Origin of the sequence: Bradyrhizobium sp. 22, from assembly GCF_000482425.1 — a bacterium.
In the GTDB taxonomy this organism is placed as follows: domain Bacteria; phylum Pseudomonadota; class Alphaproteobacteria; order Rhizobiales; family Xanthobacteraceae; genus Bradyrhizobium; species Bradyrhizobium japonicum_B.
In genome coordinates, this window is sequence record NZ_KI519399.1 from 2702312 (window position 1) to 2716215 (window position 13904).

Consider the following 13904-nt stretch of genomic DNA (forward strand, 5'->3'; position numbering starts at 1 on the left):
TGAGCTTCCCAGCAAACGAAAACGCCCGGCCGCGAGGCCGGGCGTCTGCTCGATGAGGAGCTTTTGGGGGCGGGTCAGACGGTCGAGTTCGCGACCACGACCTTGCGCCAGGGCTTGAGCACCGCGATCGCCAGCAGCGAGGCCAGGATGTTGGCGCCGGCTGCGATGATGAACACGCTGTCCCAGGTGCCCGACGATTGCTGCATGTAGTTTGCGATCGGCACCAGCAGCGCGGCGGTGCCCTTGGCGGTGTAGAGCAGGCCGGCATTGGTGGTCGCGAACTTGGCGCCGAACGTGTCGGTGCAAGTCGAGGGGAACAGCGAGTAGATCTCACCCCAGGCAAAGAACACGAAGCCGGAGAGCAGCACGAACCAGATCGGATCGTGGCCCCAGAGGTAGAGCATCCAGATGCCGAAGCCTTCCATGCCGAAAGCGATGAACATCGTGTTCTCGCGGCCGATCATGTCGGAAATCCAGCCGAAGAACGGACGCGTCAGGCCGTTGAGCACGCGGTCGATCGTGGCCGCGAACGTCACCGCCGTCATCGTCACCGCCATCAGCGTGACCGGCACGTTGTCGACCTTCCAGTCGGCCGCGATCGGCTTCAGATTGGCCGTCACCATCAGGCCGCCGGCACCGACGATCACGAACATGAAGTACATCAGCCAGAAGATCGGCTGACGCAAGACCTCGGTCGGCTGGTAGTTGCGCCGGGTCTGCAGCAGATTGGCGTTCGGCACCACGTTCGGCACCTGGCCCGCTTTCGGCGACAGCAGGAAGAAGGCGAGGATGCAGATGATGATGCCCTGGCCCAGACCGAAATAGAGGAAGGTGGTCTGGAAACCGCTGTCCTTGATCATGGCCTGGATCGGCGCGACCGTGAGCGCGGAGCCTGCACCGAAGCCCGCGGCGGTGATGCCCGCGGCAAGACCGCGCTTGTCCGGGAACCACTTCAGCGCATTGCCGACGCAGGTGCCGTAGACGCCGCCGGCGCCGATGCCCGCGATGATCATGCCGAGATAATAGCCGTTGAGCGAGGTCGCCTGCGCGTTGATCGCCCAGCCGATGGCGCAGAGCACGCCGCCGACCAGCACGACGATTCGCGGACCGTATTTGTCGACGAACCATCCCTCGATCGGCACCAGCCAGGTCTCGAACAGCACGAACAGGGTGAAGGCCCATTGGATCGAGGCGCGATCCCAGCCGAACTTCTTCTGGATGTCAGGGACGAAGAACGTCCAGCCGTATTGATAGTTGGCGATCATCACCATCGCGCCGACGCCGATGGCCAATTGCGCCCAACGATAGGCATCGCTCACACGGGCGGCACCAGGAGCCGCTGCTGCCGACTGCACCATATCCGTCATTAAAAACCCTCCCGAATGCGCTCATTTTTATGCATGCGCTGGCGGGCATCCTGGTATTCATTATGCCAACATTCAAGCTGAGGACGGGGAGGTGCGGCAAAATAACGCGGCCCTGTTCACATGCGTCAAGAGCGCCGGATTGTAAAGCCCGAATTGTTGGCAGCGTGCGGCGGCCGCGCGCGTTCATGAATGCAAATTATTGATATAAATGACATTTTCAGCGTTGCGGCGAAGCTGCGGTCACGCCGTCGAACGCCTGTCCGTTGGGGATTCTCCACGCAGCCGCACGCGTGCCGCCAGCGCACGATGGGCGAAGAGACCACCCAATATCGTGGAATTCTATATTCCAGAAGTCCGGCCTGCGGCAATTTGGCGAGGGAAGCAGTGCGCTGGCGCCGGCTCGCGGCGCCTCAGGCCATCGAGGTGCGCAGCCGGCTGTAGCCTTCCTGGATCGCGGACCAGAACAGGGCGACCAGGCCGAGCGCCATGATCGTGCTGACGAGGCCGTTGGAGAAGAAGATGCCGAGCGATCCCTGCGATCCCAGCAGCGATTGCCGGAAGGCTTCCTCCGCCTTGTCGCCGAGCACGATGGCGAGCACCAGCGGTGCGAGCGGATAGTTGCACTTCTTCAAGAGATAGCCGAGCACGCCGAACACCAGCATCAGCATCACGTCGAAGGTGCTGTTGTGCACCGAATAGGCGCCGATCGCACAGAGCACCAGGATGAGCGGCGCGATGATGCCGAAGGGCACGCGGAGGATCGCGGCGAAGACCGGCACGCAGGTGAGCACGACGATGAGGCCGGCGAGATTGCCGAGATACATCGAGGCGATCAGGCCCCAAACGAACTCTTTCTGCTCGACGAACAGCATGGGGCCGGGCTGCAGGCCCCAGATCAGCAATCCGCCGAGCAGGACGGCGGCGGTCGGGGAGCCGGGCACGCCGAGCGACAGCATCGGCAGCAGCGCTGCGGTGCCCGCGGCATGCGCGGCCGTCTCGGGCGCGATCACGCCCTCGATCTCGCCCTTGCCGAAATTGTTGCCGCGCCGCGCCAGGCGCTTGGCGATGCCGTAGCTCATGAACGAGGCCGGCGTCGCGCCGGCGGGCGTGACGCCCATCCAGCATCCGATCAGGCAGGAGCGCAGCGAGGTCATCCAATAGCCGGGCAATTCCCGCCAGGTCTGCAGCACGACCCTGAGATTGATGCTGGCCTTGCCGCCGCGAAACGCCAGCCCTTCCTCCATGGTCAGCAGGATCTCGCCGATGCCGAACAGGCCGATCACGGCGATCAGGAAGTCGAAGCCGTTGAGCAGCTCGGTGACGCCGAAGGTCAGCCGCAATTGTCCCGTGATGGAATCGAGGCCGACCGCCGCGAGCGCAAAGCCCATCATCATCGCCGCGATGGTCTTGAACGGCGGCTCCTTGCTGAGGCCGACGAAGCTGCAGAAGGCGAGGAAATACACCGCGAACTTCTCCGCTGGCCCGAATCTGAGCGCGAAGCCCGCGACCAGCGGCGCAACCAGCGTGATCATAATGACGGCAAACAGCGCGCCCACGAAGGAGGAGGTGAAGGCGGCCGTCAGGGCTTCGCCGGGCTTGCCCTGCTGCGCCATCGGATAGCCGTCGAAGGTGGTCGCCACCGACCAGGGCTCGCCGGGTATGTTGAACAGGATCGAGGTGATGGCGCCGCCAAACAATGCGCCCCAATAGATGCAGGACAGCATGATGATCGCCGATGTCGGCGGCATGCTGAAGGTGAGGGGAAGCAGGATCGCGACGCCGTTGGCGCCCCCCAGCCCCGGCAGCACGCCGATGATGACCCCGAGCGTGATGCCGATGATCATCAGCATGATGTTGTAGGGCTGCAGGGCGACCGCGAAGCCGTGAAACAGATTGGCCAACTCTTCCATATCGATACGTCCTGCAGCAGTGACGGAAATGACGGCTCGGCTCTTACAGGCCGAGCCATTCCTCGAACGGACCCTTGGGAAGCGGGACCAGGAACCAGCGCTCGAAAACGAGATAGGTCAGGACCGGCATGCCGACCGCGATCGCGATGGTCGTCACCCAGCGATAATTGCCGAGCCAGCGCATGAACCAGGCGATGAAGACCATGGAGGCGACGTAGAGGCCGATGAACGGCATCGAGCCGACATAGATCGCGGTCGGCACGACGACGCTCATGACCTGGCGCAGCTGTCCCCATTCGGCGAACAACCGGCCGTCGTCGTCGCGTTGCGCGTGCCAGAGGTTAATGGCGCTCGCGCCGACGATGGCGGCACCGATATAGAAGGGGAAGAAGCCGGCACGCGGGCCTTCCGCGCCCCAGTTGATGCCGGCCTTCAGGCTGCCGAAGATCACGATCAGGCCGAACACGCCGATCAGCAGCGCCATGCCGATTTCCAGCGTCTTGTGTGCCGGGCCAGATGCGGATCCGGATCGCTCAGTCATGGGACCTCCAGCAGAATCGCAGTCTGTCGCGGCCACGGCCGCGCGAGGGCGATCGGCGCCCTCAGCCGTCGTCGATATCGCGGATCAGTTCGCGGTTGCGAGGAAGCCGGCTTCCTTCATCAGGGTTTCGTGGCGCTTCTCCTCCGCCTCGACCCACTTGGCATAGTCGGCGCCCGCCAGGAAGGTCGTGTTGAAGGCGCCGCTCTTCATGAACTCCTGCCATTCCGGCGTGGCGCGGACCTTCTTGAACAGCTCGACGTAATATTCGACCTGGTCCTTGGTGGCCTTGGGCGCCATGAACACGCCGCGCAGCATGAGATATTCCATCGCAAGGCCCTGCGACTTGCAGGTCGGAATATCCTTCCAGGCCTTGCCGTCGGCGATCGGCTCGTCATAGGCCATCGGCTGGCCGTCGAAGACGCAGAGCGGGCGCAGCTTGCCGCCGCGCCATTGCGCGACCGCCTCGATCGGATTGTTGACGGTCGAATCGATGTGATTTCCCACCAGCTGCACCGCGACTTCGCCGCCGCCCTTATAGGGGATGTAGGTGAACTTGGCGTCGATCGCCTTCTCGATGCCGACCGTGATGATCTGGTCTTCCTGCTTCGATCCTGTGCCGCCCATCTTGAACGAGCCGCCGGGCGCCTTTTTCGCCGCATCGACGTAATCCTTGACGGTGGCGTACGGCTTCTCGGCATTGACCCAGAGCACGAACTCGTCGAGCGCAAGCATGGCCACCGGCGTCAGATCCTTCCAGTTGAAAGGAATCCCCGTCGCCAGCGGCGTCGTGAACAGGTTCGACAGCGTGATGATGATCTTGTGCGGATTGTTCGCCGACGTTTTTACGTCTAGGAAGCCTTCACCGCCGGCGCCGCCGGCCTTGTTGATGACGACCAGCGGCTGCTTCATCAGATTGTGCTTGGTGACGATGCCCTGGATGGTGCGCGCCATCTGATCGGCGCCGCCGCCGGTGCCCGCGGGCACGATGAACTCGACCGGGCGGACCGGCTCCCAGGCTGCACGGCTTGCCGTGCTGCTGGCGCATGACATCGCGATTGCCGCCACAGCGACATTCAGAACGAGTGGCTTCATCTGTTTCTCTCCCTGTCGAACCCTCACCGCAGCCGCTCTTTGTCGGCTTGCGTCAGCCCATCTCAAGTCATGTGCCCGGGGGCAACCTAGCGGTTGATCTCCCAAGTCCCAATCGAAATTCTATGAGCGGGGACAACGCGCGGCATCCGGTCCTTTCGGCTAAGGCTTGGCCAGGGCGCGGCAGATCTGTGCCTGGGCCGTACCTCCGCTGCGTTGCGTCCTCCGCCTGCTACCCTGGATTGTGCAATTGTTTTGGATTGATTGAATGCATGGTATGCGAGATGCCAGTAGACAAACAATCGGCTCGGGGCGTCACGCAGTGGACTAATTGTCGCAGCTGGGGCGCGGCCGCGGGAGGCGGCGCGAACAGAAAATGGCCCCGGCATGCGGGGCCATTTGATCAGATTTCGTGTCTGCGGAGGCTGCCATCCCGCCGTTGGACGGGGCGGGCGCCGGCCGTTACAGGCCGAAACGCGGCAGATCGCCGTTATGGTTCGAGATCTCGGCGCTTGCCATCAGAAAACTATCGATCGCAGCCATCAGGCGGGCGAACAGCGAGGCGGACGGGGCGAGAGCGACGGAAGCGGTCTTGGACATCGGAAATCCTTTCTGGAGACAGCCAATCCTGCTGTCTCATCTCCAAAGGCAGATTATGTATACCAAATGCCAGCGTCCACGCATTTGTTTGCATAGCAGCATTCGTTCCTTCGCATTGCAGCATAGCCGGTGAGCCGGGATAGGCCCCTTGACACGTTCTGCCGAACCAAGAATGTTATGTTATAACATAACATAATGGATCGCCGTGTCTCACCGTGCCCGACCCATCCCACTCAAAAGGCTGTTCGACCTCCATGCCCAAACTGCCCGTCACCGTCTTGTCCGGCTTCCTCGGGGCTGGAAAGACCACTTTGCTCAATCACGTCCTGAACAACCGGCACGGGCTGAAAGTGGCGGTGATCGTGAACGACATGAGCGAGGTGAACATCGATGCGGACCTGGTCCGCGATGGTGGTGCCAGCCTCTCGCGGACTGACGAGAAGCTGGTGGAGATGACCAATGGCTGCATCTGCTGCACCCTGCGGGACGATCTCCTGAGGGAGGTGCGTGGGCTCGCCGAAAGCGGCCGCTTCGACTATCTGCTGATCGAATCGACCGGCATTTCCGAGCCGCTCCCGGTCGCAGCGACGTTCGATTTCCGCTCGGAGGAGGGCGAAAGCCTCTCCGACGTGGCTCGCCTGGACACGATGGTGACGGTGGTCGACGCCGCCAACCTGCTGAAGGACTATTCCTCGACCGAGTTCCTCGGCGATCGTGGCGAGGCTCTGGACGGCGACAGGCGGACGCTGGTCGACCTCCTCGTGGAGCAGATCGAGTTTGCCGACGTGATCGTCCTCAACAAGGTGGACGATGCCTCGCCCCAACAGCGCGAGGCGGCGCGGCAGATCATCCGGTCGCTGAATCCCGAAGCCGACATCATCGAGGCCAATCACGGCCGCGTGCCGTTCGACCGCGTGCTCGATACCGGCCGCTTCGACTTCGAGAAGGCCCAGCAGCATCCGCTCTGGTACAAGGAGCTCTATGGTTTCGCCGACCACGTGCCCGAGACGCAGGCATATGGCGTCGAGAACTTCGTCTACCGCGCCCGTCGCCCGTTCGATCCGTCGAAGTTCGACGCGTTCGTCAAGCAGTCCTGGCCGGGCGTGATCCGGGCGAAGGGACATTTCTGGCTGGCGACGCGGCCGCAATGGCTGGGCGAGATCAGCCAGGCGGGAGCGATCGTGCGGACCGAAGCGCTGGGGTTCTGGTGGGCGAGCGTTCCAAAGGAGCGGTGGCCGAACGACGAAGGCTGGCGCAAGCGCCTCGGCCAGTATTGGGACCAGGTGTACGGCGATCGCCGCCAGGAGATCGTGTTCATCGGCACCGGCATGGACGAAGCCGAGATCCGCCGCAGGCTGGATGCATGTCTCGTCCCCGATACGTCCAGCATGGACATCGCCGCATGGTCCGTGCTCGCCGATCCGTTCCCGGCCTGGCGTCGAGGCGATCAGTCCGACTCAGCGGCGTGATAGCAGAGTCTCGCCGAGAGGACGGGGCCGGACCAGGTCTTGCAAGGGCAGGGCAAAGCCGTTAGTGCTCTGCCCCCTTTCCAGGCATCTGTTCAGAGTGGTTCATGTCGAGCGCCTCGACCGCCGTCTCGATCGGCATCGATTTTGGAACCAGCAATACGGTCGTCGCGCTTGCGGCGGACGATCGCCGGGTCGAGGCCATCCGGTTCGACCACGGCGGACAGCGCCACAGCGTCTACGTGTCGGCGCTGTGCTTCTGGGAGGACCGGCCCGGCGCCGGCGCACAGGCCGAGGGCGGCCCGTGGGCGATCGAGACGTTCCTCGAAGGCCGTCACGTCTACCGCTTCCTGCAGTCGTTCAAGACCTTTGCGGCGAGCAGCAGCTTCAACACCACGCAGGTGTTCCGACAGCGCTTCAAGTTCGAGGACATTCTGGCGGCGTTCCTGCGGACATTGGCGCGCCATGGCGGCGAGAAGCTCGGCTTCGAGACCTCGACCGTCACGGTCGGCCGCCCGGTGCGCTTTGCCGGCGGCAATCCCGACGAGGCGCTGGCGATGCAGCGCTACCGCGCCGCGTTCGAGCGCCTGGGCGCCGGCCATGCCCGCTATGTCTACGAGCCCGTGGGGGCGGCGTTCTCGTTTGCCCGCAGGCTGGAGCGCGATGCCACCGTGCTGGTTGCGGATTTCGGCGGCGGCACCAGCGATTTCTCCGTGATGCGCTTCTCGCGCAAAGGCGGTGTCCTTCGTGCCGAGCCACTCGGCCATGCCGGCATCGGGATCGCCGGCGACACGTTCGATTACCGGATCGTCGACCACGTGGTTTCGCCGCGGCTCGGCAAAGGCTCCAGCTTCCGCTCCTTCGACAAGGTGCTGCCGATCCCGAGTGGCCACTACACCAATCTGGCGCGCTGGCATCAGCTGGCGATGATGAAGAGCAACGGCGACCTGCGCGAGCTCCGGGAGCTCCAGCGCACCGCGCTCAAGCCTGAGCTGCTCGAGGACTTCATCACCATCGTCGATCTCGACCTCGGCTTTGCGCTGTACCGCGCGGTGTCCGATGCCAAGGTCGCGCTGTCGGCCCAGGACGAGGTCGACTTCCGTTTCAAAGGCGGCGGCGTCGACATCGGCGCGGCCATCACGCGGAAGAATTTCGAATCCTGGATTGCCGACGACATCGCCCGGTTAGGTGCCACCGTCGACAAGGTGCTGGCCGAAGCCGGCATCGCCGCGCGCGAGATCGAGAAGGTCTTCCTGACCGGCGGCAGCTCGTTCGTGCCGGCCGTGCGAAAGCTGTTCGCCGAACGCTTCGGCAACGAGCGGCTGATGTCGGGCGACCAGTTCGAGTCGATCGCCTACGGGCTTGCGCTGATCGGGCACAGTCCGGATCCAGATCGCTGGACCGCAGGCGGCGGGCTGGCTGCGAAGGCGTAGCAGGCGGCGCGCAGCGTCCCTTGCGGGAGGCTGTTCGGCGCTATTTCTGCTGAATCCGGTTCAGGTAGTCGATCACCGCGAGAATGCGAGTCCGCACCACGACCTCCGGGTTCTGCTGGGGCCCGGCCTTCTGCCAATAATAGGAATCGACGGCATGCGGCAGGTTGACGATCGGGTTGAACCGTTCGCCCCAGATCGGCATATCACGGGTGCCGTGCGCCGGGACCGACTTCGACCCGTAGATGGTTTCGTAGACGGCGTTGGTGGGAAACACCCCGTTGTTGTTCTTGGCCAGCATGGTGAGGTCGGACGGCGCTGTCTTGAGCTGGCTGCTGACCGGTCCGTTGCCCTTTGCGTCGGCGCCGTGACAACTCGCACACGACGACTGGAATTCAGCCTTGCCGATATCGACGTCCTCGGCCTTGGCAGCCGTCGCGACAGCGGCGGCCAAACCGGCAATGATCAACCATTCGACAGCAGATCTCATCATCTCGCCTCCGACGCCCGCAAGGGAAGACTTTTGCTCTTAGCCACTTTATCCTTCCGCGAGCTTGACGCACATCAAGATATCACACTCGGTGCCGTCGGGTGGGCGAAGGCGCGGAACGCCGTGCCCACCATCCTTGCGAGGTCGAGCGCCTTGGCGGCCGGGCTTTGCCCTCCCGGCAACACGGATGGCGTCGCTACTGATTGATCTCCGGCTCGACCAGCTTCGCCAGATTGCGCAGCGAGTCCTGCCAGCCGAGATAGCAAGCCTCCGGGGGAATGACGTCGGGAATGCCGGCCTGCGTGATCTCGATCTCGGTGCCGACCGAGACCTTCTTCAGGCTCACGGTCACCTGAATCTCGCCGGGCAGGTTGGGGTCGTCGAACCTGTCGGTGTAGCGCAGGCGCTCGCCGGGGACGAGCTCGAGGTATTCGCCGCCGAACGAATGGCTGTTGCCCGTGGTGAAATTCCGGAACGACATCTTGAACGTGCCGCCGACCTTCGGCTCGAAATGATGCACGGTGCAGGTGAAGCCGTTCGGCGGAAGCCATTTCGCCATCGCATCCGCCTCCAGGAAGGCGCGATAGACCTTCTGGGGGCTGGTGGCGAGAACGCGGTGCAGGCGGACAGTGCTGGGCATGGTTGTTATCCTCTTTATCTCGATGGGCCCGAGATTGGCGTCTATGGCCCATTCATGTCACGAGGACGACCGGGAAGCCGCCGATCCGACAAGGCGCGGCGGATTTTTTCGCGGGTGTTCCGCCGGTGTCCTAGACGGCTGCGACATCCTGCGGCGTCATCGTGAACGCCAGCCTGTAGCAGCCGATGGTCGGATTGTTCTGCGCGCCCAGGGCGCCAAGCGACCCGGGCGAAAGCGGGCCTGCGATCACGGCCTCGACGGCATCGGCATCGTAGCCTGACAGCAGCACGATCCAGTCGGCCGTGCCGTCCCTGCCGCGGATCTGCTGTTCGGCGGTCGGCGCGCTCGTCCGCGGGGTGTCGGTGCGCAGGAGATGAACGCCGGTCAGGCCTGGTTTCTGCGCCAATGTGCCGAGCATGTTCGCGAGCTGCGCCTGCAAGTCCGCCTCGCGTCCGGCCTGCGGTGACAACCTGATCGTCGCGAGCGAAGCCGCAACGCCACCGCCGAAGCTTTCGATCACGCGGCACTGGCTGCGGATCATGCCGAGATGATGCGGCATCATTTTCGCCGACCACGGCGTCGGCGCGTTGAGCCGGTCGAGATATCCCTTCGAGGTGAGCACCTCGTACTCCGCGAGCTCGTAGAGCACGAAGAAACCTTCCGCATCCGTCGTGCTGGTCCAGCGCGATCCACGCCGGAAGCCGGGAATGTCCATCCGCTCCGGAAAATGCTCATGCGAATGCCAGTCGCCGAACTCGGCCCGCTGATCGGCGCGAACGCTCCACCACATCGCGACGGCGGCCTTGCCGAGCAGTGACATGCAGACCTCCCCTTCTGCCGTCAGTTTGCCTCAACGCCGACAGTGGTGGCAAGGTGTGCTCGCTTGAAAGCCGAAACTACAATTTCGCTACAGTGCGGACTGCACCCCTGAAGTGAGACACGATAACTACAGTGACAGGCATTTCGGAGATGACCTGTGGCAGGACGAGGAAGGAAGCGTTAGTTTTCGACGGCTTAGCGCGCCGAACCGGGCGAGCGCTACGTAAGGACCCGGCTTTCGATTTCGCCGCGCTCGATTGTCAGCGTCACGTCGGCGAAGGTCTCGAGCAGCTTCGGGTTCGACTCCGTAATCAGAAGGGTAATGTCCCGGTCCTGCGAACGAAGCCGACGCAGCGCCTCGGCGTACCTCTGCGCCAGCACAGGAGCGAGGCCCTGGAACGGCTCGTCCAGAATGACGAGGCGGGTGCCTAGCATCAGGGCGCGCCCGAGGGCGACCATCTTGCCTTGGCCGCCCGAGACGGAGCCCGCCGGGCGACCCGCCAGTTCCTTGAGCTCCGGCAGGACCGAGTAGGCTCGCTCCAGCCGCCGGTGCACCTCGTCCGCGCTAAGTTTCGCGACGCGACCAGGCAAAAGAATGTTTTCTTCCACTGTAAAGGCCGAGAAGAGGCGACGGTCCTCGGGTGCGTAGCCGATGCCTAAGAAGGGCCGGCGGTGCGGAGGAACATGTCGGAGGTCCTGACCGCCCAGACGCACGGTGCCGCTCGCCTTCGTGAAGCCCATGATGGTTCGTACCGTCGTGGTCTTGCCGGCGCCGTTTCGCCCGATGAGCGCGGCGGTCGCGCCCGGCGGCAGCGAGAAGCTGACGCTGCGCAGCACCGGAGCATCGGCGATCGCGACGTTGACGTTCTCGAAGTCCAGCATCGCCGTCATATGCCGATCACCTGCTCGCGGACCTTGGGATCGGCCAGAACCTCCGCCGGCGTGCCGACCTTTTGGATCTTCCCGACGTTCCACACCGCGACTCGGTGGGCATAACGCTCCACCATGTCCATGTCGTGCTCGACGAAGACCGAAGTCACCTTCTCCTTGGCGAGCGCGGACGTCAGGATGTCCATGATCTCCAGCTTTTCGGCGGAGGCGACGCCCGAGGTGGGCTCGTCCATCAGCAGCAGTCTGGGCTTCAGCGCGAGCGCTAGAGCGATGTCGACCAGCTTGCGTTGTCCCTCGGGAAGCTCCCTGGCCTTGCGAGACGCGTACGCCTTGACGCCGACGAGATCCAGAAGGCGCTCCATTTCAGGCAGTTCGGGCAGGGCGGAAAGAGCCGTGAAGCCGGAAGGGCTTCCCAGCCGCGAAGCCGCGGCGATCAACATGTTCTCCATCACGGTCTGATCGAGAAAAAGCTGCGGTATCTGAAAGGCCCGCGCGATGCCGAGCTTGGTGATCGTGCGCGGGAGCTGCGCCGTGATGTCCTGGCCCAGGAAGGTGATGCTTCCGGCCTGCGGGCGCAGATAACCCGTCGAGATGTTGAGGAAGGTGGTCTTTCCGGCGCCATTCGGTCCGATGATCGCGAGGTTCTCGCCTTCGAGCACGTCCAGGTCGATCCCGTCGGCGGCGATGACGCCACCGAACCGGATCTTGATGCCCTTCGCGGAAAGGAGGACGTTGGCCATCAATGTCCTCCCTGCTTCGCCTGGCCGTAGCGCTGCCTGAGGCCTATCAGTCCGTTAGGCGCATAGAGAATGATGACGATCAAGACAACGCCGAGGATCAGCTGCCAGGTGTCGGCCAGGTGGGCCGCCGCATAGAAGCGCACGCATTCGAACATCGCCGCGCCCGCGAACGCTCCGAAGGCGTGGGCGCTGCCGCCGAGGATCGCGATGAACACGAACTCGCCCGACTTCGTCCAGAACCCGAACTCGGGCGTGGCGATCTGCTGGATGATCGCCACCAGCGTGCCGCCGATGCCGCCGAGAAAAGCCGAGATCACGTAGCCTATCAGAAGCACGCGCCGTGCGGAGGTCCCGAGGTACTCGAGCCGGGTCTCGTTCGACTTGATGGCACGCAACATGTGTCCGAGCGGGCTGTCGAGATAGCGTTGCACGCCGTAGAAGGCGACGACCGCGGCCAAGAGGCTCACGTAAAGAATGACGTACTGGAAGGTTTCGGGCGTAAACGACAGCCCCAACAGGGCCGGACGAGGGACCCGGATGCCGTCGGCGCCGTTCGTGTAGTGAAACATCTTCTCCAGCAGCGACCACAACACCATCGAAAACGCCAGATTCAGCATTCCGAAAAAGATCTCCCGGTAGCGCACGACGAAGAGCCCGACGATGAGGCCGAAGACGGCGGAGGTTATGCCGCCCAGCGCGATGAAGAGCACGATATCGCCGCCACCGACGTACTTGCTCCAGAACGCCGCGGTATATGCCCCGGTCGCGAAGAACATTGCATGTCCGAACGACACCTGCCCCGCCTGCAGCAGAAGAATGATACCGAGAACGACGATGCCCTTCGCGAGGATCAACGCGAACAAGGTTGCCCAGCTCGACACAAAAAGGGGCGCGACGGCGCTGACCAGAAAGAAAATGATCGCGACCGTGGTGACCGGCTTGATGCGACCGCTCATCATATTTTCCTTACCTGCACGGCGCCGAACAGGCCGAACGGACGCACCAGAAGCACCAGCACCATCAGCAGATAGGGAACGAGAACTTCGAATTCCGGCTGGAGATAGATCACGAAGGCACGGGTCAGGCCGATCATCAGCGCGGTGAGCGCGGTACCCTCGATCTGGCCGAGACCCGCGGTCGCAGCGACGGCAAAGGACAGCACGATCATGTCGGCACCCATGCCGGGGACCAGCGAGGTGGTCGGCGAGGCCAGGGCTCCTCCCAACGCGGCCAGACTCGCGCCGATGACGAAGGTGACGAAATATACGCGTTTTGCGTCGATCCCGATGGCCGTCGAGGCTTCGCGGTCCTCCGTGACCGCAAGGATGACCGCTCCCGACAGCGTCCTGCGCAGGAAGTAGCGGAGCCCGAACAGCGTCGCCAGTGCGACGCCGGGCAGCAGAATGACCTGGTACGACGTGTAGCTGACGCCGAACACGGCGACGTTGGGAAGTAGCCTCAACGGCTCCGCGGCGAAGATGGGCTGCACGCCCCAGATCAGACGCTGCAGGTTGTCCATGATCATGAAGGCGGCAAAGGTGATCAGAAGCTGGAGGACGTCTTCCTGTCCGGAGAGCGGTCGCAGCAGAAACCGTTCGATGAAACCGCCGCACACGACGCCGATCACGATGGAGGCGGCCAGCAGCGCGGGATAGGTGAGCCAAGGCGATATCGGCGCGATTGCAAGGCTGAACGTCGCCGCCAGGTAGGCGCCGAACGCGTACAGCGACCCGTGCGCGACGTTGACCACGCGCAGCACGCCGAAAATCAGGCTGAGCCCGACCGAGACCAGGAACACCAGTGCGGCGTAGCTGATCCCATCGAGGATAGCCAAGATAGCGAGTGTCGAGTTCATGAAGGCCTTCAGAAAAGGTCCGTCCTCCGGGACGAGGCTCGGAGGACGGGGATCAAAAGTCGAGCG

The 13904-nt window shown here is 63.5% G+C and carries 14 protein-coding genes; 2 read left to right on the forward strand and 12 right to left on the reverse strand.

Features of this window, described 5'->3' with window-relative positions; all coding sequences use genetic code 11:
- Window positions 1-74 precede the first annotated feature (74 nt).
- The 5 genes from oxlT to K410_RS40370 form a co-directional block, all read right to left on the reverse strand.
- A complete protein-coding gene (gene oxlT / locus K410_RS0114000; protein ID WP_028135458.1) occupies window positions 75-1367 on the reverse strand; it encodes an oxalate/formate MFS antiporter in 1293 nt (430 codons plus the stop codon).
- A 410-nt stretch (window positions 1368-1777) separates the two neighbouring features.
- On the reverse strand, window positions 1778-3277 hold the full coding sequence (locus tag K410_RS0114005) for a tripartite tricarboxylate transporter permease (RefSeq protein WP_028135459.1): 1500 nt from the start codon (window positions 3275-3277) through the stop codon (window positions 1778-1780).
- 43 nt (window positions 3278-3320) lie between these two features.
- Window positions 3321-3818: a tripartite tricarboxylate transporter TctB family protein gene (locus tag K410_RS0114010; RefSeq protein WP_028135460.1), complete on the reverse strand. Its 498-nt coding sequence runs from the start codon at window positions 3816-3818 to the stop codon at window positions 3321-3323.
- An 84-nt stretch (window positions 3819-3902) separates the two neighbouring features.
- Window positions 3903-4910 (reverse strand): Bug family tripartite tricarboxylate transporter substrate binding protein, encoded by a 1008-nt coding sequence (locus K410_RS0114015; RefSeq protein WP_028135461.1) that lies wholly within the window; start codon window positions 4908-4910, stop codon window positions 3903-3905.
- Between the two features lie 459 nt (window positions 4911-5369).
- Entirely contained in the window at window positions 5370-5507 is a 138-nt protein-coding gene (locus K410_RS40370; protein WP_194388353.1) for a hypothetical protein, read from the reverse strand.
- 254 nt (window positions 5508-5761) lie between these two features.
- Here K410_RS40370 and zigA point away from each other — a divergent pair, with 254 nt between their 5' ends.
- Window positions 5762-6976, forward strand: coding sequence for a zinc metallochaperone GTPase ZigA (gene zigA / locus K410_RS0114025; protein WP_028135462.1), 1215 nt, complete (start codon window positions 5762-5764; stop codon window positions 6974-6976).
- A 104-nt stretch (window positions 6977-7080) separates the two neighbouring features.
- Window positions 7081-8406: an Hsp70 family protein gene (locus K410_RS0114030; RefSeq protein ID WP_028135463.1), complete on the forward strand. Its 1326-nt coding sequence runs from the start codon at window positions 7081-7083 to the stop codon at window positions 8404-8406.
- A gap of 40 nt (window positions 8407-8446) precedes the next feature.
- On the opposite strand, the gene K410_RS0114035 is transcribed toward K410_RS0114030, so the two are convergent.
- The 7 genes from K410_RS0114035 to K410_RS0114065 form a co-directional block, all read right to left on the reverse strand.
- Window positions 8447-8896, reverse strand: coding sequence for a c-type cytochrome (locus tag K410_RS0114035; RefSeq protein WP_028135464.1), 450 nt, complete (start codon window positions 8894-8896; stop codon window positions 8447-8449).
- 193 nt (window positions 8897-9089) lie between these two features.
- A complete protein-coding gene (locus K410_RS0114040) occupies window positions 9090-9533 on the reverse strand; it encodes an SRPBCC family protein (RefSeq protein ID WP_028135465.1) in 444 nt (147 codons plus the stop codon).
- A 130-nt stretch (window positions 9534-9663) separates the two neighbouring features.
- Complete coding sequence (locus K410_RS0114045; protein ID WP_028135466.1) at window positions 9664-10353, reverse strand: hypothetical protein; 690 nt, start codon at window positions 10351-10353, stop codon at window positions 9664-9666.
- Between the two features lie 218 nt (window positions 10354-10571).
- Window positions 10572-11243, reverse strand: a complete 672-nt coding sequence (locus K410_RS0114050; protein ID WP_028135467.1) for an ABC transporter ATP-binding protein — start codon at window positions 11241-11243, stop codon at window positions 10572-10574.
- Entirely contained in the window at window positions 11240-11983 is a 744-nt protein-coding gene (locus K410_RS0114055; RefSeq protein ID WP_028135468.1) for an ABC transporter ATP-binding protein, read from the reverse strand. Before K410_RS0114055 ends, K410_RS0114050 begins: the two co-directional genes overlap by 4 nt.
- Window positions 11983-12939 carry a branched-chain amino acid ABC transporter permease gene (locus K410_RS0114060; RefSeq protein ID WP_245269378.1) on the reverse strand — a complete coding sequence of 319 codons (957 nt, stop codon included), beginning with the start codon at window positions 12937-12939 and terminating at the stop codon, window positions 11983-11985. Before K410_RS0114060 ends, K410_RS0114055 begins: the two co-directional genes overlap by 1 nt.
- Window positions 12939-13838 (reverse strand): branched-chain amino acid ABC transporter permease, encoded by a 900-nt coding sequence (locus K410_RS0114065; protein ID WP_028135470.1) that lies wholly within the window; start codon window positions 13836-13838, stop codon window positions 12939-12941. The genes K410_RS0114060 and K410_RS0114065 overlap by 1 nt, the downstream gene beginning before the upstream one ends.
- Between the last annotated feature and the right edge of the window lie 66 nt (window positions 13839-13904).

Excerpts from the sequence above, each read along its gene's own strand:
- K410_RS0114050 (WP_028135467.1), bottom strand. The coding sequence starts at position 11,243 with ATGACGGCGATGCTGGACTTCGAGAACGTCAACGTCGCGATCGCCGAT.
- zigA (WP_028135462.1), top strand. The coding sequence starts at position 5,762 with ATGCCCAAACTGCCCGTCACCGTCTTGTCCGGCTTCCTCGGGGCTGGA.
- K410_RS0114030 (WP_028135463.1), top strand. The coding sequence starts at position 7,081 with ATGTCGAGCGCCTCGACCGCCGTCTCGATCGGCATCGATTTTGGAACC.
- K410_RS0114060 (WP_245269378.1), bottom strand. The coding sequence starts at position 12,939 with ATGAGCGGTCGCATCAAGCCGGTCACCACGGTCGCGATCATTTTCTTT.
- K410_RS0114040 (WP_028135465.1), bottom strand. The coding sequence starts at position 9,533 with ATGCCCAGCACTGTCCGCCTGCACCGCGTTCTCGCCACCAGCCCCCAG.
- K410_RS0114045 (WP_028135466.1), bottom strand. The coding sequence starts at position 10,353 with ATGTCACTGCTCGGCAAGGCCGCCGTCGCGATGTGGTGGAGCGTTCGC.
- K410_RS0114065 (WP_028135470.1), bottom strand. The coding sequence starts at position 13,838 with ATGAACTCGACACTCGCTATCTTGGCTATCCTCGATGGGATCAGCTAC.
- K410_RS0114015 (WP_028135461.1), bottom strand. The coding sequence starts at position 4,910 with ATGAAGCCACTCGTTCTGAATGTCGCTGTGGCGGCAATCGCGATGTCA.
- K410_RS0114005 (WP_028135459.1), bottom strand. The coding sequence starts at position 3,277 with ATGGAAGAGTTGGCCAATCTGTTTCACGGCTTCGCGGTCGCCCTGCAG.
- oxlT (WP_028135458.1), bottom strand. The coding sequence starts at position 1,367 with ATGACGGATATGGTGCAGTCGGCAGCAGCGGCTCCTGGTGCCGCCCGT.
- K410_RS0114055 (WP_028135468.1), bottom strand. The coding sequence starts at position 11,983 with ATGGCCAACGTCCTCCTTTCCGCGAAGGGCATCAAGATCCGGTTCGGT.
- K410_RS40370 (WP_194388353.1), bottom strand. The coding sequence starts at position 5,507 with ATGTCCAAGACCGCTTCCGTCGCTCTCGCCCCGTCCGCCTCGCTGTTC.
- K410_RS0114010 (WP_028135460.1), bottom strand. The coding sequence starts at position 3,818 with ATGACTGAGCGATCCGGATCCGCATCTGGCCCGGCACACAAGACGCTG.
- K410_RS0114035 (WP_028135464.1), bottom strand. The coding sequence starts at position 8,896 with ATGATGAGATCTGCTGTCGAATGGTTGATCATTGCCGGTTTGGCCGCC.